Annotated in this window: 20 protein-coding genes and 1 tRNA gene; 10 read left to right on the top strand and 11 right to left on the bottom strand. The window is 65.8% G+C overall.

What is annotated here, in order from left to right; all coding sequences use genetic code 11:
* Window positions 1-223 precede the first annotated feature (223 nt).
* Window positions 224-1,333, top strand: a complete 1,110-nt coding sequence (locus ACM6JT_RS17500; protein ID WP_407970734.1) for a fatty acid desaturase — start codon at window positions 224-226, stop codon at window positions 1,331-1,333.
* 24 nt (window positions 1,334-1,357) lie between these two features.
* On the opposite strand, the gene ACM6JT_RS17505 is transcribed toward ACM6JT_RS17500, so the two are convergent.
* From ACM6JT_RS17505 to ACM6JT_RS17540, 8 genes are all read right to left on the bottom strand, one after another.
* Entirely contained in the window at window positions 1,358-1,978 is a 621-nt protein-coding gene (locus tag ACM6JT_RS17505) for an HAD family hydrolase (RefSeq protein ID WP_034183507.1), read from the bottom strand.
* A gap of 136 nt (window positions 1,979-2,114) precedes the next feature.
* Window positions 2,115-2,981, bottom strand: coding sequence for a hypothetical protein (locus tag ACM6JT_RS17510; RefSeq protein ID WP_243564729.1), 867 nt, complete (start codon window positions 2,979-2,981; stop codon window positions 2,115-2,117).
* 51 nt (window positions 2,982-3,032) lie between these two features.
* On the bottom strand, window positions 3,033-3,689 hold the full coding sequence (locus ACM6JT_RS17515; RefSeq protein ID WP_243564730.1) for a TerD family protein: 657 nt from the start codon (window positions 3,687-3,689) through the stop codon (window positions 3,033-3,035).
* Between the two features lie 92 nt (window positions 3,690-3,781).
* Entirely contained in the window at window positions 3,782-4,798 is a 1,017-nt protein-coding gene (locus ACM6JT_RS17520) for a DUF475 domain-containing protein (protein ID WP_034183504.1), read from the bottom strand.
* Between the two features lie 43 nt (window positions 4,799-4,841).
* Window positions 4,842-5,582 carry a VWA domain-containing protein gene (locus ACM6JT_RS17525; protein ID WP_034183503.1) on the bottom strand — a complete coding sequence of 247 codons (741 nt, stop codon included), beginning with the start codon at window positions 5,580-5,582 and terminating at the stop codon, window positions 4,842-4,844.
* 10 nt (window positions 5,583-5,592) lie between these two features.
* Window positions 5,593-6,681, bottom strand: coding sequence for a toxic anion resistance protein (locus ACM6JT_RS17530; RefSeq protein ID WP_407970735.1), 1,089 nt, complete (start codon window positions 6,679-6,681; stop codon window positions 5,593-5,595).
* 352 nt (window positions 6,682-7,033) lie between these two features.
* The gene (locus tag ACM6JT_RS17535) at window positions 7,034-7,450 is read right to left on the bottom strand and encodes a hypothetical protein (RefSeq protein WP_243564731.1); all 417 of its coding nucleotides are present in this window, start codon (window positions 7,448-7,450) and stop codon (window positions 7,034-7,036) included.
* 45 nt (window positions 7,451-7,495) lie between these two features.
* Window positions 7,496-8,125 carry a LysE family translocator gene (locus ACM6JT_RS17540; protein ID WP_243564732.1) on the bottom strand — a complete coding sequence of 210 codons (630 nt, stop codon included), beginning with the start codon at window positions 8,123-8,125 and terminating at the stop codon, window positions 7,496-7,498.
* A gap of 83 nt (window positions 8,126-8,208) precedes the next feature.
* Here ACM6JT_RS17540 and ACM6JT_RS17545 point away from each other — a divergent pair.
* Window positions 8,209-8,299, top strand: a tRNA-Ser gene (locus tag ACM6JT_RS17545).
* A 90-nt stretch (window positions 8,300-8,389) separates the two neighbouring features.
* Here the strand turns inward: ACM6JT_RS17545 and ACM6JT_RS17550 are convergent.
* The 3 genes from ACM6JT_RS17550 to acs form a co-directional block, all read right to left on the bottom strand.
* The gene (locus ACM6JT_RS17550; RefSeq protein ID WP_105391871.1) at window positions 8,390-10,405 is read right to left on the bottom strand and encodes a sodium:solute symporter family protein; all 2,016 of its coding nucleotides are present in this window, start codon (window positions 10,403-10,405) and stop codon (window positions 8,390-8,392) included.
* Between the two features lie 3 nt (window positions 10,406-10,408).
* Window positions 10,409-10,753 carry a DUF4212 domain-containing protein gene (locus tag ACM6JT_RS17555; protein ID WP_034183498.1) on the bottom strand — a complete coding sequence of 115 codons (345 nt, stop codon included), beginning with the start codon at window positions 10,751-10,753 and terminating at the stop codon, window positions 10,409-10,411.
* A gap of 85 nt (window positions 10,754-10,838) precedes the next feature.
* The gene (gene acs / locus ACM6JT_RS17560; protein WP_414856931.1) at window positions 10,839-12,821 is read right to left on the bottom strand and encodes an acetate--CoA ligase; all 1,983 of its coding nucleotides are present in this window, start codon (window positions 12,819-12,821) and stop codon (window positions 10,839-10,841) included.
* Window positions 12,822-13,123: 302 nt separating this feature from the next.
* On the opposite strand from acs, the gene ACM6JT_RS17565 reads away from it, so the two are divergent.
* The 8 genes from ACM6JT_RS17565 (at window position 13,124) to ACM6JT_RS17600 (ending at window position 19,982) form a co-directional block, all read left to right on the top strand.
* A complete protein-coding gene (locus ACM6JT_RS17565; RefSeq protein WP_414856932.1) occupies window positions 13,124-14,032 on the top strand; it encodes a DMT family transporter in 909 nt (302 codons plus the stop codon).
* A gap of 113 nt (window positions 14,033-14,145) precedes the next feature.
* Entirely contained in the window at window positions 14,146-14,754 is a 609-nt protein-coding gene (locus ACM6JT_RS17570; protein WP_034183496.1) for a TIGR00645 family protein, read from the top strand.
* Window positions 14,755-14,789: 35 nt separating this feature from the next.
* A complete protein-coding gene (locus ACM6JT_RS17575; protein WP_034183495.1) occupies window positions 14,790-16,313 on the top strand; it encodes a fumarate hydratase in 1,524 nt (507 codons plus the stop codon).
* 193 nt (window positions 16,314-16,506) lie between these two features.
* Complete coding sequence (gene bfr, locus ACM6JT_RS17580; protein ID WP_006762677.1) at window positions 16,507-16,983, top strand: bacterioferritin; 477 nt, start codon at window positions 16,507-16,509, stop codon at window positions 16,981-16,983.
* A 27-nt stretch (window positions 16,984-17,010) separates the two neighbouring features.
* A complete protein-coding gene (murI, locus tag ACM6JT_RS17585) occupies window positions 17,011-17,874 on the top strand; it encodes a glutamate racemase (protein WP_034183494.1) in 864 nt (287 codons plus the stop codon).
* A gap of 150 nt (window positions 17,875-18,024) precedes the next feature.
* Window positions 18,025-18,261: a bacterioferritin-associated ferredoxin gene (locus ACM6JT_RS17590; protein ID WP_039370093.1), complete on the top strand. Its 237-nt coding sequence runs from the start codon at window positions 18,025-18,027 to the stop codon at window positions 18,259-18,261.
* Window positions 18,262-18,479: 218 nt separating this feature from the next.
* Complete coding sequence (locus ACM6JT_RS17595; RefSeq protein ID WP_034183492.1) at window positions 18,480-19,214, top strand: energy transducer TonB; 735 nt, start codon at window positions 18,480-18,482, stop codon at window positions 19,212-19,214.
* A gap of 36 nt (window positions 19,215-19,250) precedes the next feature.
* Window positions 19,251-19,982 carry a MotA/TolQ/ExbB proton channel family protein gene (locus ACM6JT_RS17600; RefSeq protein WP_131945917.1) on the top strand — a complete coding sequence of 244 codons (732 nt, stop codon included), beginning with the start codon at window positions 19,251-19,253 and terminating at the stop codon, window positions 19,980-19,982.
* Window positions 19,983-19,985: the final 3 nt, after the last annotated feature.

The raw sequence follows: 19,985 nt of genomic DNA on the forward strand, positions 1-19,985 counted from the left end.
GAGCGATTTCGGCGGATTGTAGCGCCGCTGGCCCGCAATGACACCGCGGCGGGACTCTAGCCTCGCGGCGCGCGATCGGGCCCCCGCTCGCCGGCCATCATGGCCCGAAATGACACCACCATTGGCACCGGCGGCCCTCGCGTACGGTGCGGCGCCCGCCTATGCTTGTCACATCGGCATAACGCCCCCCAGTGCCCCACTCTTTCCGCACGGATTCCGGTCGATGAGCCAACCCGCACGAGCCGTCTTTCGCAACGACGCAGACAAGGTCGCGTACGTCCGCCGCGAGGTCAATGCCGCGAGCGATGCGATCCGCGCGCGCTTTCCGCTGCTCGACAACCAGAACCTCGTCGGCGCGACCGTGATGGCCGTGTCGGTCGCCGCGATGCTCGCGATCGCGTGGCTGTATGCACGCGGCACGATCGCGTGGTACGTCGCGCTGCCGCTCGCCGCGTTCGTCACGTCGCTGATCCACGAACTCGAGCACGACCTGATCCACCTGATGTACTTCAAGAAGACGCCGTGGGCCTATCACCTGATGATGGCGCTGTGCTGGCTCACGCGGCCGGGCACGATCAACCCGTGGACGCGGCGGCGCATGCACCTGCATCACCACAAGGTGTCGGGCGGCGAATCGGATCTCGAGGAATTCGGCATCACCAACGGCGAGCGCTGGGGCGTGAAGCGCCTGCTGATGATCGCGGACGGGATGCTCGCCGTCGTGCTGCGGCCGGCCGCGATGCGCCGCAAGGTGAAGCAGTACGTGGCCGCGCAGCCGGTGCAGGATCCGGCCGAGCGTATGCAGTTGCGCGTCGAGCAGGTGTCGTCATACATGCCGGTCGGTCACGTGTACTACGCGCTGTGGCATGCGTTCATCGTCTATCACATCGGGCTGTTCGCGCTGCACGCGTTCGGCTATGCGGTGACGGTGCCGGCCCTGGTCGAGCGTGTGATGGATGTCGTCGATTTCCTGGCGGTCGTGTGGCTCGGGCCGAACTTCGTGCGCAGCTTCTGCATCAACTTCGTCAGCTCGAACATGCACTACTTCGGCGACATCGATTCGCGCAACGTGATCCAGCAGACGCAGGTACTCAACCCGTGGTGGATGCTGCCGTTCCAGCTGTTCTGCTTCAACTTCGGCAGCACGCACGCGATCCATCACTTCGTCGTGCGCGACCCGTTCTACATCCGGCAACTGACCGCGCGAACCGCGCATGCGGCGCTGCGCGAAGTGGGCGTGCGCTTCAACGACGTCGGCACGTTCGCGCGTGCGAATCGCTGGGGTGCTTATCGTCCTTCGCGCGGCACGCGTCACGCGCAGGTCGACGCGTAATACCAGCGCCGGCAGCGCGCCGCATCAATCGCCGATCGGCGGCATCGCTCCCTGCCCGCGGATCCACGACCAGTTCGCGAGTTCGGCCATTTCCTTGTCGCCGCGGCTGTCGCCGTATGCGAACAACTGCTTCGGCGGCCGGTTGCCCCACCACCCGCGCAGCCGCACGACCTTCTGCGGCCCCCAGCAGTTCTCGCCGTCGAGCCGCCCGGCGAACGCGCCGCGCTCGAACGCAAGCCGCGTCGCGAGCACGGCGTCGAAACCGGCCGTCTTCGCCCACTTCTCCAGATACAGCGACGGCGACGCGCTGACCAGCACGACTTCATGCCCGCGCGCCCGATGCTCGCGAATCCGCTCGAGCATTTCCGGACGCACGAAGTTCGGCAGATACGTGTGGACGAACGTGCGCGCCCGAGCGTCGAGCGCGTCCTCGCGAACCGGCCCGAATGCGAACCACGCGAACTTCGCCTTCGCGTCGCCGCGCGACAGCAGCCCGGCCTTCATCGCGACGATCCACGGCAGTGCGCGCAGCCCGGCCCACGCGAAGCGCGGCGTGCCGACCGCGTAGCGGACGAAATGGCGGAAGCTGTCGGTAGTCGTGATGGTGCCGTCGAAATCGAATGCGGCGACGATGCGGTCAGTCATGGAGAATCGGCGGGAAAGCGATGAGATGCCCGGGAAGATAGCAGACTCGCGGCGGCACGCGCGAAACGGCGTGACGAAGCGTGGCCCAGGCAGCGACCACGGGCGCCGAAGCGCGCGTGGCCGTCGTGCCGTTCGCTCAGCGCTGCGGCCGCGCCGCCAGTGCCGCAGGTAGCACGACGTTCATCAGGTGGTCGGCGCGCGACAGCAGATCGGTCACGCGCTCGTCGAGCCCGCGCAGTTGCGCGGGCTGCATCCGGATCTGCTGGACGGCCTGCCCGACGATGTTGCGGCGGTCGAACAGCGTGCGCTCGACGCCCGCGTCGTCCGGCACGCGCACGACGTCCGCCACCGCGCTCAGCGCCGCGAGCACGACCACGAGGTTTTCTTCCGCATGGCGAACCTTCGCGGCAAGCTCCTCGGTGCGACGCGGGAAGAAGCCGAGCGACTGCTTGAGCGCGCCGAGCGCCGCGCGGTAGTCGACCTGGCTCGACGCCGCGCCGAACCAGCGTTCGAACATGCCGGCCTTGCGCGTCGCCTGCGCGAGCATGCCGGCCATCATGTCGGCCGCGCCGAGTTCGTTGAATTCGCGCGTCGTCGCCGCGACGGCTTCGACGAGGTTGCCCGCCGCCTCCAGCGCACCGTCGCCGATCGTCGCGACCGTCGCAAGCTTGAGCGGCACCAGTTGCCGGATGTGCCGCTCGATGCGCGGCGCGTAGTCGGGATAGAGATTCGGGAAGCTGGCCTGCGCGGCGCGGAAGCACGATTCGAGCAGCGGGTGATTCGATTCGCCGAACAGCGCGCGGCCGACCGCATCGGCGGGCGCCGCGTGCACGGCCTTGTCGGGCGCCGGCCCGAAATCGAGCGCCTGCGGCGCCGGCCGCTCGGGCACACGCGCGGCCGGCACACCGGCCGTAGGCGGCGCGTCGAACGCAAGACGCCCGGGCGTGCGCTCGGGCGTCGTATCGAACTCGAGCCGCTTCGGCTCGTCGGACGGATTCGTCATCGCCGCATCCTGCCCGGCGCGGCGGTTTCCCGCACGCCGGGCTGCCGCCAGTCAGACCGCGCCGCCGTACGCGCGAACGAAGTCGCCGAGGCCGCGGTTGTAGCCGGCGCCGACCGCCTTGAACATGAAGTGGCCATCGCGGCGATAGAAGCTGCCGACCTGCACCGACGTCTCCATCGAGAAGTCTTCCTCGAGCGCGTACTTCGCGATCACCGCACCCGTCACCTCGTCGGCGATCTGGATGTAGCTGTTGCGAATCTGCCCGAAATTCTGGCGGCGCGCTTCGGCCTGGTCGATCGTCACGACCACCGAGATTTCCTCGACGTCGGCCGCGAGCTTCGTCATGTCGATGAAAATCACTTCGTCGTCGCCGCCGCCGCTGCCCGTGCGGTTGTCGCCGCTATGCACGACGCCCATGCACTTCGACGCCGGCATCCCGCGCTTCGGGAAATCGTCGCCCGGCTGGATGAAGGTTTCGTTGCGGTCCATCGTGCGCACTTCGCTGTTGTAGAACACGAAGTGCTGATCCGAGATCAGCTTCGGATTGGTCTGCGCATCGTATTTGCACAGGAACACCGACACGTCGAGATCGAAATCCGTGCCCGTGTCCGTCGCGTTTGCGTCCCAACCGAGACCGATGCGGAATTTCTGCGTGCCGGGCGCTTCCTTCGACAGGTTGACGCGACCGCCTTTCGACAAATTGATCATCTGAACCTCTTCTGCTGGAACCGCCATTGCGCCGGCGGCAATGCCGGGCCGCCGTGCGCGGCCCCTCGTTGATGGTTTCCGTGCCGCGTGTATTACTTGCTCGCCACGGCGGTCCGGTCTTCCTTGCGTTGCACGACGATCGACGACCACACGGCCGCCGCGATCATCGCCGCGCCGATCAGGCCCGTGACGACCTCGGGCACCTCGAACTTCACGCCGAGGAACATGATCGTTGCGAGCGCACCGATCGCCCAGAACGCACCGTGTTCGAGAAAGCGATACTGCGCGAGCGTGCCCTTCTTCAGCAGCACGAGCGTCATCTCCCGGATGTAGGCCGCGCCGACGCCGAGGCCCAGCGCGATCAGGAAGATGTTGTTCGACAACGCGAACGCACCGATCACGCCGTCGAAGCTGAACGACGAATCGAGCACTTCGAGATACATGAAGCCCGCGACACCTTCGCGCACCACGCGCGTGCCGGTGTCCTCGCCGCCGATCAGGTCGCCGATGCCGTGCGCAATCACGAAGCTGATCACGCCGAACGCGCCCGCGAGCAGGAAGCTGACCTGCTCGGCCGCCGGCACGTAGAACGACGCGACGATCACGATCGCGAGCGTCAGCGCCACTTCCAGCGCCGTGATGCGGCCGAGATGGCGCATCGGGCCTTCGAGGAAACCGATCCAGTGCTCGTCCTTCTCGGTGTCGAGCATGAACTTGAAGAACACCATCAGCAGGAACGCGCCGCCGAACGCCGACACCTGGTGATGCGCGGAGGTCAGAATCGCCGCGTACTTCTCCGGCGATTCGATCGCGAGCGTCAACGCATCCCACATTCCGATGTGGCCGATCACCGCGACGATCAGCAGCGGGAACACGAGCCGCATGCCGAACACGGCAACCGGCAGGCCGAACACCATGAAGCGGTTGCGCCACTTCTCCGACCAGTTCTTGAGCACCGATGCATTGACGACCGCGTTGTCGAGCGACAGCGAAATTTCGAGCACACACAGGACCGCGACGATCAGCATGTCCTTTACGCCGCCGAGGAAATAAGCCGCGACCAGCGCGAGCACCGTGAGCGACAGCGGGATCTTGAAGTCTTTCAACATGATGGGGTAATCGAGTTTTGAAAAAGGGGCATGCGGGCCGCGCTTACTTCGCGCGCACCCAGTCGCAGAATTCCTGCGTGATCAACTGTTCGTAGATCTGTTCGTCGCTGAGATCGAGCGACTCGAGATGCAGGAACCCGACGTTCGGCATTTCGTCCGCGACTTCCGCGAGGAAGCCGAATTCGTTCGGATCGCCGACGCCGACGAGCGACCAGTACAGCGGAAAGTGCTGCGACTCGGCCATCAACTGGCGCACGCGCTTGCGGTCGTTCTTCGGGTTCTGCCCGTCGGTGACGAACAGCACCCATGCGGGCAGGTGGCCGTTCACCGGCGCGGAGGCGGCCGGCGCGGGTGCTTCGTCCGCGCCGCCGAACAGCCGGCTCAGGAAGCCGCGCTTTTCTTCGCGCTTCGGCTCCGGCGCGCGGAAGAAGAAGTCGACGATGTCGTTCATCACCGGCGCGTACTGCGTGCCGCCCCACTTGTCGATCCGGGCTTCGAGCACGTGATCGGAGATGTACGAGCCGTAGTTGTCCGGTGTCGCGGTCGGCAGGCGGTCGTAGCCTTCGGTGAAGGTCCACGTATCGACTTCGCCGTTGTCGTCGAACTTCAGTGCGATGCCGAGGATCCGGTCGTGCGTCTCCTGGATCACGCCCGACTGGTAAAGCGGCTTCGCGGAGCCCGAGATGTCGAGCGCCGCGCCGACACGCACGACGGGCGGCTTCAGGATCTGGCGTTTTTCGAGGACGATCGCGACCTTCGCCGCGCGTTTCTCAAGCGTAATCATGCGGTGTTCCTTAGTTATGCTTCGGAGCGAATCGGGTGATCAGGTCCTGTTCGAGCTGGCGCAGGCGCGGCGCGTCCTGCTCACGCTGGCGCTTGCCGTCGGCAATGATCTGCGTGACGTCGTCGAATGCGCCGAACAGCTGCTGCTGCGCATATTCGAACGTGTCGGTCGAGATCACCGGGCGCTGGCCGAGCTTCGCGACTTCCTGCGCGTTCTGGCGATTCAGGTCGGCCTGCGCGCGGATCGCCTCGTCGGCCGCGTCGTACGTCGCGTTCGCGAGCGCCGCCGCACGCTTCGTGCCGAGCTGCTCGAGGTAGAGCGCGAACGCGTTGGTCCACGCGGGGATCAGCACGGTCTTGATCGTCATGAACTTCGACGTCAGCGTGCGTTTCTGGTCCTGCTCCATCCGGATCTGCGGCGCGAGCTGCTTCGACATCAGCATTGCGCGGTCGAGGTCGTCGAGCTTGCTTTCGAGCGCGTCGACCTTGCGCTTCACGTCGAGCAGGCGTTGCGCGGCGAACGCGTCGTCCGCCGGCTGCTGGCCGGCCGCGAGATGCGCGCGCAGCGTCGCGAGCGCCGTTTCGCCGTGCGCCTTCGACTGCGCGAGCTCCTGGTGCAGCGCGTAGTTGTCGTTGTACATCCGCTCGAGCTCGTCGATGCCGGCCTTCTGGCGCTGCGCATGGTTTTCGAGCTCGACGACGAGCGTATCCATCCGCTTGCTCACCGACTCGTATTGCGACAGCAGTTTTTCCTTGGTCGAGCGGAACAGCCGCGTGACTTGCGTGATGAAGCCGCCCTTGTCGGCACCGCGCGGGTCGAGTCCTTTCGCGGTCGAGATCAGTTCGTTGAGCTTGTCACCGAACTGGTCGGCATCCGACGCACGGACGCTCGCGAGTATCTGCTGGGAGAAGGCGGCGATCCGCGTACCCTGCGTCGCGCCGAGCTGGTCGATCTCGTCGACGGTGATCAGGCGCGCGTGCTCCGTCGGCTGCGCTGCCGGCACGACGGCGGCGGCAGGCACCGCGACGGGTGACAAAGACGGGGTGGAAGGACGATCGCTGACCGCATCGGATTTCTTGTCGTCGAATAGCGGCTTCATGTGGCTACCACGTTTCCTTTTCTGCTTTTTGCTACGTGTTGTCGTGCGCGCGACGCGCACATCCGCGATAACCGCCGTGCTCTCTCACGGCGGCAGACGGACAATAAATGGCACGGGCGCATCGCGTCAAGGGAAGGAATTCTTTCAATTGCCATTCATTTTGTAATGTTGCGTGCGGACGCGATACCCGAACATCGCCGTTCCTGCCGCCATACGTCCGGACCATGCAAGATCAGCGCGCGCCGAAACTTACATGTCTGATCAATGCGAAAGAAAAATGAAACCGCCGGTTCTGGCGGATTTCAGACGGTGCACACGCACGCATGACGCGCTCGCGGCAGTCGATCGCGCACTACCGATCCTGTACGCGATGCATGCCCAGCCGAGGCAGGATGAACGGCACGGATCGGTCACGAATCTTGAAATCCCATCGCCCGTCGATATCCACGAACGTCGCGCTGAAATGCCGGTCGTCGGCCCACGTGATGTCGTCCAGATGGCACGACGCGTACATCGCACCGACCGTGCGCTGCGCGCGCACCTTCAGCGGATCCTTCGACACGAGCGTGAACGTGACGGCTTCCTCGAACGGGCAGTCGTAGTCGGTGACGAGCAGATATGCGGCCGGCATCTCGAACTGGCGAAGCAGCACGTAGCCGGAAATGGCGAGATCGCAGCGCACGCCATCCACGAGCACATGCGTGCGTGACGGCCACGATTCGTACGGACCATCATGCGTTTCGAGCGTAAAGCGCTCGACCGGCTTCATTGCCGCGCCGACTTCAGCGTGCCGCTTTCCCGATGCATCGCCGCATCAGTTCGCGGTCTTGCGATACAGCGCGACGTACCCCGCGAGCATCAGCAGCAGCGACCCGCTGACCCGGTTCAGCCACTTCTCCCCGGCCGCTTTCCATACGCGCACCGAATGCACGCCGAGCAGCGCGTAACCGGTCATCCCGACGACGTCGATCGCGACGATCGTCGCCGCAAGGATCGCGTATTGCGGCGCGATCGCGTGCGACCGGTCGACGAACTGCGGCAGCAGCGCGGACATGAACAGGTAGTACTTCGGGTTGCTCATCGCAACGAAAAAGCTCTTCAGGAATGCAGTCCGGCGATCGGGCGTCGGCGGTTCGGGTTCCTGCGCCGCGGTGGAATGACCGCTCGACACCAGCATCCGGATGCCGACATACGCGAGCCAAGCCGCGCCGAGCAGCTTCATCGTCACGAACGCCGTTTCCGACGCGTCGAGCAGCACGCCAAGGCCGAGCCCGACCAGCGCGACGAGCACGACGTCGGCCGTGACGGCGCCGAGCATGCCGACCATCGCGTGACGCAATCCGTATCGCGAGCCGTTGCTCATCGCGAGCAACACCGTCGGGCCGGGCGTCGCGACGCCGACGGACAGGATCAGGGCAAAGGCGAGCAAGGCGGAGAGCGACATGATGTGGTGTTCCTTCTGAATTCTGACGGGTGTGCAAGGGAGTGGCGGCCCGCCGCCAGAGTTTGCTATACTCTCGGTCTTCCGGAGAGATGGATGAGTGGTTTAAGTCGCACGCCTGGAAAGCGTGTATAGGTTAATCGCCTATCGGGGGTTCGAATCCCCCTCTCTCCGCCAGAATGCCTGAAGCCCCTTGATTTCCCGATAAATCAAGGGGCTTTTCGTTTTGGGCGTTTGGGGCGCCGACACCCTCCCCATCCTCCCGCATCACGGATGCCGAATGTAATCCACCAACGCCCGCGTATATTCATCCGGCCGCCGATCGCACAAACTCACCGCAATCGCCACCGCAAACCCCGCCGGCACGCCGAACACGCCCGAACTGATCGGCTCGATCCCGAACCACGTGTGCCCCGCGAACCCCGTCAGCTGCGTGAAGTACGGATAGGTCGACACGATGTAGTACACGCACACCGTGAGCCCCGTCACCATGCCGGCGATCGCGCCGCGCGTCGTCGTGCGCTTCCAGAACACGCCGAGCACGAGCACCGGAAAGAAGCTCGATGCCGCCAGCGAGAACGCCGCGCCAACGAGAAACAGGATCTTCCCGGTATTGAGCGACGCGACATACGACGCGAACAGCGCGACACCCAGCAGCAGCACCTTCGAGATCGTCACGCGCCGCTGGCTCGACGCGTCCGGCGCGACCATGCAGTAATAGACGTCGTGCGACAGCGCGTTCGCGATCGTCAGCAGCAGCCCGTCCGCGGTCGACAGCGCCGCGGCAAGCGCGCCGGCCGCGATCAGCCCCGACACGACATACGGCAGCCCCGCGATCTCCGGCGCGGCGAGCACGACCATGTCCGGCTGCATCTGGATTTCCGACCAGTGCACGATGCCGTCGCGAATCACCTCGACGACGCTGATCAGGTCGGGTTCGAAGTGATGCCATTGCGTGACCCACGCGGGCAATTCGGCGAACGGCCGCCCGACGAGGTTCGCCAGGATCTCGTACTTGATCAGCACCGCGAGCACCGGCACGCTCAGGTAGAACAGCGCGATGAAGAACAGCGTCCAGCCGACCGAGCGCCGCGCCGACGCGACCGACGTGGTCGTGTTGTAGCGCGTCAGGATATGCGGCAGGCTCGCGGTGCCGAGCGACAGGCACAGCAGCAGCGCGAGGAAATTCCGCTCGCGCGGCTTGCGTTCGTCGTCGCTCGCGGCGGGAAACGGCTCGTGCATCGGCACGGGTGGCTCGGCACGGGCCAGCAGATCGTCGCGCGTCTGCGTCCACGCCACGCGTGCCGCCGCCGGATCGCGCGGGAAGTCGGCCAGCTCGCGCTCGCGCTGGCTGATCTCGCGCAGCGGCCCGTTGTGGCGTCGCAAGTCGGCGAGCTGGTCGGCGAGATGCCTGCGCGCGTCCGCATAGGACGCGGGCAACCGGTCGAGCCGCGTCTGGATATCCGCGGCTTGCCGACGGTACGCGTCGCGCACCTGCTGCTCGTCGGCCGCATCGCGCACCTGCGCCTCGCGCGCCGCGACGCGCTCCATCAGCTTGCCGTAATTGAACTGCGGCACGGGGCCGAGCCCGTTCTTCATCGCGATCAGCGACACCGGAATCAGGATCGCGCTGATCAGGATGATGTACTGCGCGACCTGCGTCCACGTGACCGCGCGCATCCCGCCGAGAAACGAGCACACGAGAATGCCCGCGAGCCCGCAGAAGATCCCGATCGCGAAATCGACGCCGATGAAGCGCGTCGCGATCAAGCCGATCCCCTGGATCTGCGCGACCAGATACACGAACGAACACAGGATCGCCGCGCCGGCCGCCAGCGCGCGCACGGCCGTGCTCGAGAAGCGCGTGCCGAGAAAATCGGGAATCGTGTAGCGCGCGAGCTTGCGCACATAAGGCGCGAGCAGGAACGCGACGAGGCAGAACCCGCCCGTCCAGCCCATCACGTACGCCAGCGCGTCGTAGCCGGTTGAGTACAGCGATCCGGCCAGGCCGATGAACGACGCGGCCGACAGCCAGTCGGCCGCCGTCGCCATCCCGTTGAACGCGGACGGCACGCGCCGCCCGGCCACGTAGTACTCGACGAGATCGGACGTGCGCGACAGCAGCCCGATCACCGCATACACGGCGATCGGCACGAACAGGAACACGTAGCCGATCCAGACACCGGAGCCGGTTGCGCGCTCGATCCGCCACATCAGCAGCACGAACCCGAGAAAACCGAGCGTGTAGAGCGCGTATGCGCGTATCAGTCGATGCGTCAGCATGAATCAGCGCCCGCCGTGCGCATTGCCGGTGCGCGCCGCATGGTCGTCGTACGCGCGGCGCAGCGTGCGGTCCGCGCGTTGCATCAGCCCTATGTAGACGACGATCAGCACGAGATACACGAGAATCGCACCCTGCGCGCCGACATAGAACGGCAGGCTGAAGCCGGCGAACCGGACCCCGGCGAGCGCGGGCCCGAAGAACGGCACGATGAACGACACCGAGAAACCGATCGCCATCAGCACCGCGATCAACGCGACGTTGAAGCGCCAGTAGCGCGCGTGGGCACGCGCGAGCGGCTCGGGAACGGGCGGCGGCGCGACAGGCGCCGGACGGGTCGGAACGGTCATGCCGTTGTTTAGCAAAAAGCCCCTGCGCGGACAATCGGGATTGCCGCGCAGGGGCTCATGCGCGCGTGGCGCACGACAGGTGAGATCAGCGCACTTCGGCGAGCTGATCGAGGATGGCCGGGTTCTCGAGCGTGGACGTGTCCTGCGTGATCGCCTCGCCCTTCGCGAGCGAGCGCAGCAGGCGCCGCATGATCTTGCCCGAGCGTGTCTTCGGCAGGTTGTCGCCGAAGCGGATGTCCTTCGGCTTCGCGATCGGTCCGATCTGCTTGCCGACCCAGTCGCGCAGCGTCTTCGCGAGCGCCGCGGCTTCCTCGCCTTCCGGACGCGAACGCTTCAGCACCACGAACGCGACGACCGCCTCGCCCGTCGTGTCGTCCGGCCGGCCGACCACGGCCGCCTCGGCAACGAGCTCGTGCGACACCAGCGCCGACTCGATCTCCATCGTGCCGAGCCGGTGGCCCGACACGTTCAGCACGTCGTCGATCCGGCCCATGATCGTGAAGTAGCCGGTGTCCTTGTCGCGCACCGTGCCGTCGCCGGCCAGATAGAGCGTGCCACCGAGCTCCTCGGGGTAATAACTCTTCTTGAAACGCTCCGGGTCGCCCCAGATCGTGCGGATCATTGCCGGCCACGGGCGCTTGACGACGAGGATGCCGCCTTGCCCGTTCGGCACGTCCTGGCCCGTCTCGTCGACGACGGCCGCCATGATGCCCGGCAGCGGCAGCGTGCACGAACCGGGCACGGTCGGCGTCGCGCCCGGCAGCGGCGTGATCATGTGGCCGCCCGTCTCGGTCTGCCACCACGTATCGACGATCGGGCAGCGCTCCTGGCCGACGTGCTTGTGGTACCACATCCACGCTTCCGGATTGATCGGCTCGCCGACCGTGCCGATGATGCGCAGGCTCGACAGGTCATAGCTCTTCGGATGCACCTTGTCATCGGCGTCGGCCGCCTTGATCAGCGAACGGATCGCGGTCGGCGCGGTGTAGAACACGCTGACCCTGTGGTCGCCGATCATCTTCCAGAAGCGCCCGGCGTCCGGGTAGGTCGGCACGCCTTCGAACACGACCTGCGTGCCGCCACATGCGAGCGGGCCGTACGTGATGTACGTGTGGCCAGTCACCCAGCCGATGTCGGCCGTGCACCAGAACACGTCGGTCGGCTTCCAGTCGAAGGTCCACTTCATCGTCTGCGCGGCCCACAGCAGGTAGCCGCCGGTGCTGTGCTGCACGCCCTTCGGCTTGCCGGTCGAGCCCGACGTATACAGGATGAACAGCGGATGCTCGGCGCCGACCCATTCCGGTTCGCAACGATCCGACTCGCCGTCCGCGATCTCATGCATCCACAGGTCGCGGCCCGTATGCCAGTCGATCTTGCCGCCGGTGCGGCGATAGACGATCACGCTCTTAACGGCCTCGCAGCCGCCCATCGCGATCGCTTCATCAGCGATGCTCTTGAGCGGCAGCGTCTTGCCGCCGCGCGCCTGCTCGTCGGCGGTGACGAGCGCGACCGCGCCGACGTCGACGAGCCGTTCGTTCAGCGATTTCGCGGAAAAGCCGCCGAACACGACCGAGTGCGTCGCGCCGATGCGCGCGCAGGCCTGCATCGCGACGATGCCTTCGATCGACATCGGGATATAGATGACGACACGGTCGCCCTTGCCGATCCCGCGTTTTTTCAGCGCATTCGCGAAGCGCGACACGCGCGCCAGCAGATCGGCATAGGTGACGCGCGTGACGGTGCCGTCGTCGGCCTCGAAGATCACCGCGACGCGCTCGCCGTTGCCGGCTTCGACGTGGCGGTCGAGGCAGTTGTACGACGCGTTCAGCTCGCCGTCGTCGAACCACTTGTAGAACGGCGCATTGCTCTCGTCGAGCACCTTGGTGAACGGCTTGTGCCACGCGAGGCCCTCGCGCGCGAGGCGCGCCCAGAAGCCTTCGTAATCGCGCTCGGCCTCGGCGACGAGCGCGCGATAGGCCGGCATGCCGGAAATGGCCGCCGCCTGCTCGAGCGCCGCGGGCGGCGCAAACTGGCGGGTTTCGTGAAGAACCGATTCAATCGCAGACATCGACAACCCCTTGGTGAACATGAATCCTCTGCATGGCGGCGCGATCGTGCGCGCCGCGCGTCTTGGCCGGCGCATCCGCGCCGCTGTCTCCCACCACCCGCACGCGGCCGTGAAGGCTGCGCGCGATGCTGCACCGCACCACGTCACACGACGATGAACGTGCGGCGCGGCAATTTCCACGATAAGCGCTCCAACTTACCCGTCACTTACGCGGCATGGCCGTTTCGCACGCCGGGCGGCGCTTTGCGCCGTAACGACCGCGACCCTACAATCCTAACTGAACTCGCCCCCCGGATTCCAGCTTGAATCGCTACGCCCTCTTCCTCATCCTGTCGATGCTGTTCGTCGGCAGCAACGTCGGTATCGGTAAATCCATCGTTGCATTCGTCCCCGTTGCCATCCTCGCCACGCTGCGCTTCGTGATCGCGATCGCCGTGCTGTGGCCGCTGTTCAGCCCCGTGAAGATGCGCGCGGTCAAGCGCGGCGAATGGCTGAACCTGTTCCTGCAGGCGTTCTTCGGCACCTTCATGTTCACGCTGCTGATGCTCAACGGCGTGCAGCGCACGAGCGCGGTGGCGGCCGGCGTCATCACGAGCACGATCCCGGCGATCGTCGCACTGTTCGCATGGCTGATCCTGCGCGAGAAACCGAACGGCCGTGCGCTCGTGTCGATCGCGCTCGCGATCGCCGGCGTCGTGACGATCAACCTCGCCAACGGCAGCGCGGCCGCGCACGGCGCCCACGGCGACGCATCCGGCTCGCTGACCGGCAACCTGCTGATCCTCGGCGCGGTGTGCTGCGAATCGATCTACGTGATCCTGTCGCGCCGGCTCACGCAGACGCTCGCGCCGATCGACATCTGCGCGTACACGCACCTGTTCGGCCTGTTCCTGATGCTGCCGCTCGGCGCGACGGCGCTGTGGCATTTCGATTACGCAAGCGTGCCGGCCGGCACGTGGGCGCTCGTCGTCTGGTATGGCCTGTCGGCCAGCATCTTCTCGTTCTGGTTGTGGATGAAAGGCATCCGGCACGTGCCGGGCAGCCTCGCCGGCGTGTTCAGCGCGGTGCTGCCGATCGCCGCGGCCGCGTACGGGATCGCATTCCTCGGCGAGCGCCCGACGCTCGCGCACGGCATCGCGCTCGCGTGCGTCGTCGCCGGCATCGTGCTCGCGAGCCTGCGCGTGAAACGCGTGTCGGCGGCCGCATCCTGATCGGTCCCCGCCAGTGCCGGCGCGTCGCTGCAGTCGCGCCGGCCGACGCGTTACAATAGCGCGCCTTTTCAAGATTACCCCCGATACCTGCGCACCGCGCCCGCACCGCCATCATGTCCGCCCCGCATTCGCCCGGCCGCCCCGCCCGTCGCCCGCTTCGCCCGCTTCCCGCGCTGATTTTCATGAGCCGCTGGCTCCAGGTTCCGCTTTACCTGGGCCTGATCGTCGCGCAGGCCGTCTACGTGTTCCTGTTCCTGAAGGAAGTCTGGCACCTGCTGTCGCATGCAGCCGGCCTCGACGAAGTCAGCGTGATGCTCGCGGTGCTCGGCCTGATCGACGTGGTGATGATCTCGAACCTGCTGATCATGGTGATCGTCGGCGGTTACGAAACGTTCGTATCGCGCCTCGGCATCGAAGGCCACCCCGACGAGCCCGAATGGCTCGACCACGTGAACGCGGGCGTGCTGAAGGTCAAGCTGTCGATGGCGCTGATCAGCATTTCGTCGATCCACCTGCTGAAGACCTTCATCAACCCCGACCAGCACACGACGCACGCGATCATGTGGCAGGTGATCATCCACGTGTCGTTCCTCGTGTCGGCGCTCGTGATGGCGTGGGTCGACCGCCTGACGACCCACACGCACCCGGCCCATTTCCACGAGACGCATGCGCCCGCCGCGGCCGCGTCCCGCCAGCCGGTCGAAGCAGCCGTCAACGCATAAAACGTATTCCCCACTGTCCTCACAGAGTCTCAGCCATGACCGTCATCAAACAGGAAGACCTGATCCAGAGCATCGCGGATTCGCTGCAGTACATCAGCTACTACCACCCGCTCGACTACATCCAGGCACTCGGCCGCGCGTACGAGCTGGAAGAGAGCCCGGCCGCGAAGGACGCGATCGCGCAGATCCTCACGAACAGCCGCATGTGCGCGGAAGGCAAGCGCCCGATCTGCCAGGACACCGGCATCGTCACGATCTTCGTGAAGGTCGGCATGGACGTGCGCTGGGACGGCGCGACGATGGGCCTCACCGACATGATCAACGAAGGCGTGCGTCGCGGTTACACGCACCCGGACAACGTGCTGCGCGCGTCGATCGTCAACCCGCCGGAAGGTGCCCGCAAGAACACGAAGGACAACACGCCGGCCGTGATCCACTACGAGATCGTGCCGGGCGACAAGGTCGACGTGCAGGTCGCGGCGAAGGGCGGCGGCTCGGAGAACAAGTCGAAGTTCGTGATGCTGAACCCGTCCGACTCGATCGTCGACTGGGTGCTGAAGACGGTCCCGACGATGGGCGCGGGCTGGTGCCCGCCCGGCATGCTCGGGATCGGCATCGGCGGCACCGCCGAGAAGGCGATGCTGATGGCGAAGGAATCGCTGATGGAGCCGATCGACATCCAGGAAATCATCGCGCGCGGCCCGAAGGACTGGGTCGAGGAACTGCGCGTCGAGCTGCACGAGAAGGTCAACGCGCTCGGCATCGGCGCGCAGGGCCTCGGCGGCCTGGCGACCGTGCTCGACGTGAAGATCATGGCCGCACCGACGCACGCCGCGTCGAAGCCGGTCGCGCTGATCCCGAACTGCGCGGCCACGCGCCACGCGCACTTCGTGCTCGACGGTTCGGGCCCGGCCAAGCTCGAAGCGCCGTCGCTCGACGCCTGGCCGAAGGTCCAGTGGGAACCGAACACGGAAACCAGCAAGCGCGTCGACCTGAACACGCTGACGCCGGAAGAAGTCGCGAGCTGGACGCCGGGCCAGACGCTGCTGCTGTCGGGCAAGATGCTCACCGGCCGCGACGCCGCGCACAAGCGCATCGCCGACATGCTCGCGAAGGGCGAGAAGCTGCCGGTCGACTTCACGAACCGCGTGATCTACTACGTCGGCCCGGTCGATCCGGTACGCGACGAAGTGGTCGGTCCGGCCGGCCCGACGACGGCCACGCGCATGGACAAGTTCACCGAGACGATGCTCGCGCAAACGGGCCTGATCTCGATGGTCGGCAAGGCCGAGCGCGGCCCGGTCGCGATCGACGCGATCAAGAAGCACAAGGCGGCCTACCTGATGGCGGTCGGCGGTGCGGCCTACCTCGTGTCGAAGGCGATCCGCGGCGCGAAGGTGCTCGCGTTCGAAGACCTCGGCATGGAAGCGATCTACGAGTTCGACGTGCAGGACATGCCGGTGACGGTCGCCGTCGATTCGTCGGGCACGTCGGTGCACCAGACCGGTCCGAAGGAGTGGCAGGCGAAGATCGGCAAGATCCCGGTCGCAGCCGCTTAAGCTCGATCGCACGAAAGGCCGGACGGGAGTCCGGCCTTTTTGCTTCTCGTTCTCATTATTGTGCGCAGCCGGTTCTTCAAGGCTGATTCTCATTACACGCAAAAGGCAGGCCCGACAAGGCTTCGAGGCTTGGCTTTTCTCGTTCGAGCGATTATCGTTCGGTTTCTGAAGCCCCACTGAACAAGGAACAGCCATGCAAGGCGACAAGAAAGTCATCGAATATCTGAACGCCCAACTGAAGAATGAACTCACGGCGATCAACCAGTACTTCCTGCATGCGCGCATGTACAAGCACTGGGGCCTCGACAAGCTCGGCAAGCACGAGTACGACGAGTCGATCGGCGAAATGAAGCACGCCGACTGGCTGATCGAGCGCGTGTTCATGCTGGACGGCCTGCCGAACCTGCAGGACCTGCACAAGCTGCTCGTCGGCGAGGAAACGGAAGAGATCCTGAAATGCGACCTGAAGCTCGAGCAGATCTCGCAGACCACGTGCAAGGAAGCGATCGCCTACTGCGAATCGGTTCGTGACTACGTGTCGCGCGAAATCTTCGAAAAGATTCTCGACGACACCGAAGAGCACATCGACTGGCTGGAAACGCAGATCGACCTGATCGGCAAGGTCGGCCTGCAGAACTATCAGCAAACGATGATGGGTTCGGCCGAGTAATCGCCCCGCCCCCCCCGCGCCGTCCGCATGACGATGACGAACCAGCCAGCCGCTCCCGCGATGCACGCCGCCGCCCCTGTCGGAATCTTCGATTCGGGGCTCGGCGGCCTGTCGGTGCTGCGCGCCGTGCGCGCGCACCTGCCCGGCGAATCGTTCGTCTATACGGCCGATACGCGCTACATCCCGTACGGTGAACGCGACGACGCATTCATCACCGAGCGCACGCTCGCGATCGGCGAATGGTTTGTCCGTCAGGGCGCGAAGGCGCTCGTCGTCGCCTGCAATACGGCGACCGCCCAGTCGATCGCGGCGGTACGCGAGCATCTCGCAATCCCGCTCGTCGGCGTCGAGCCGGGCATCAAGCCGGCCGTCCAGCAGTCCGCGAGCGGCGTCGCCGGCGTGCTCGCCACCCAGGCCACGCTGCGCAGCGCGCGCTTCCAGGCGCTGCTCGAACGTCACGGCGCCGGCTGCCGCTTCATCTGCCAGCCGGGCCACGGGCTCGTGCAGGCAATCGAGAGCGGCGACACGGGTTCGCCCGCGCTGCGCGCGCTGCTCGACAGCTATCTGCAGCCGATGCTGGACGACGGCGCCGATACGGTCGTCCTCGGCTGCACGCACTATCCGTTTCTCACCGCAACGATTCGTGACATTGTCGGCGACCGCATGGCGATCATCGACACGAGCGACGCGATCGCGCTCCAGCTCGCGCGCGTGCTCGACCAGCACGGCCTGCGCGCGCCCGCCGGCACGCCCGTCGCGTCGCCCCGCTTCTGCTCGACCGGCGACGGCCGGCAATTGCAGGCGCTCGCGTCGACGCTGCTCGGCCTCGATGCGCCGGTCGAATCCGTCACCATTTCCTCGCCGAACGCGCGCGCCTGCGCGACCGCCTGACGCGGGCCGGTACACCCTCTCCCGATGCGGCTGCGCCGCCCCCGCCGTTTCAAGGGTCCGATGACCTTAAAAAAAGCCCGACCCAGACTTGTCAACGTCAGCAAAATTAATGATAATAATTCGCATTAACGTTAGCTATCGCAACTCATCATGATCGTCTGCGTGTGCAAGTCTGTTTCCGATCGCAAGATTCGCGCGTCCCTCGCTGAGGGCGTGAACTCTTTCGATGAACTCCAGTTCGAGCTCGGCGTGGCCACGTGCTGCGGCAAGTGCGAGGAGTCCGTACGCGACCTCATGGCCGAGCAAGGCGTCTGCGCGAGCCGGTGCGGTGTCGAGCATCACGCTCACCCGATCCCGGTCACGTTCTACGAACGCAAGGCCGCCTGACCGGCGCCGAGTGTGCACATGCGGCCCCGGCCGCATTTTTTGTTTTGACCGTCAGCAAGCCACCGTCTACGCGAGCCAGCGGCTTACCTGCCAAGGAGCCTGTGATGGAATTGCTGATCGGATTCGTGACCACCGTTTGCATCTCGCTGCTGATCTTCCGCAAGTGATGCCGATTCACCCGCCGCGCCCCGGGTGCGACATCGTTCTTTCAAGCTAACATGCAGGCTTCGCATTCCGCTCCTGCCGGCGTCTTGCCGGCTGCACCACGTATGAATCCCCGAGTGATCGTCGTCGCGGTCGGTGTGCTTGCCGCACACGCGGTCATGCTGACTGCCGCCTGGCTGCATCGCAACGCGCCGCCGCCGAAATCGGTCGAGGTCCAGACGATCACCGCGCAACTCATCACGCCGGCACCGATCGCCCAGCAGGTCGCGGCCGAATCGATCCCGCAGCCCGCGCCGCCGAAGCCGGTGCCGCGCGTCAAGCCGAAGGTCGAGCCGAAGCCGGTGCCGAAAGCGGCAAAGCCGACGCCTCAGCCGGTTACGCAATCGCCGGCCCCGTCGCCGACACCCGCTCCGGCAGCCGCCGATCCGACGCCCGCTCCCGCCGCGCCCGCTCCAGCAGCACCGGCCGCCGCGCCCGGCCCGGCTCGCGAGACGATGCAAGTCAGCGCGCCGAAGAACGTGCCGACGCTCCAATGCAACTTCGTGAAACCTGACTACCCGTCGATGTCGCGCCGCCGCGGCGAATCGGGTACGGCCTACGTTCACTTCGTCGTCGGCGTGACCGGCAAGATCGAAAGCATCGATCTGCAGAAGAGCAGCGGCTACCCGCGCCTCGACGATGCCGCACTCGACGCGATGCGTTCGACCACCTGCCGTCCGTACATCGAGAACGGCCAGGCGATCCGCGCCGCCCGCACACAGCCCTACAGCTTCGGGCTCACCGACTAACCTGCCTCATCCGGAAGATTCAAAGGAAACAAAAAAATGCAAAGCTACGGTATCGCGCACGTCTGGGCGCAAGGTGATTTCGTCACGCGCGCCATCGCGATCACGCTGCTCGTGATGTCGGTCCTGTCGTGGATCGTGATCGTCATCAAGGGCTGGAACGTGATTCGCCTGAACCGCCTCACGAAGAACGCCGAACAGGCGTTCTGGCATTCGGACAATTTCGACGACGGCGTCAAGAAGCTCGGCCTCGCCGCATCGACGCCGAACGACAACCCGTTCCTCGCACTCGCGCTGTCGGGCAAGGAAGCCGCCGATCACCACCACCAGACGCAACCGCACCTGCACGATCGCATGGACGTGTCGGACTGGGTCACGCGCTGCCTGAAAGACACGATGGACGAAGGCATCTCGCGCATGCAGAGCGGTCTCGCGATCCTCGCGTCGATCGGCAGCACGGCACCGTTCGTCGGCCTGTTCGGCACGGTCTGGGGGATCTACCACGCACTGCTCGCGATCGGCGCAACCGGCCAGACGTCGATCGACCAGGTCGCAGGCCCGGTCGGCGAATCGCTGATCATGACGGCCTTCGGCCTGTTCGTCGCGATCCCGGCCGTGCTCGGCTACAACGCGCTGACCCGCGCGAACAAGGGTGTCGTCAGCAAGCTGCGCCGCTTCGCGCACGGCCTGCACGCGTACTTCGTGACGGGCGCGAGCCTCGCATCGTCGTCGACGCGCGACGGCCTGCGTCTCGCGACGCGCGCCAGCTGAGGC

The sequence above is a fragment of the Burkholderia sp. IT-111MI5 genome, from assembly GCF_949752865.1.
Lineage (GTDB): Bacteria > Pseudomonadota > Gammaproteobacteria > Burkholderiales > Burkholderiaceae > Burkholderia > Burkholderia pyrrocinia_C.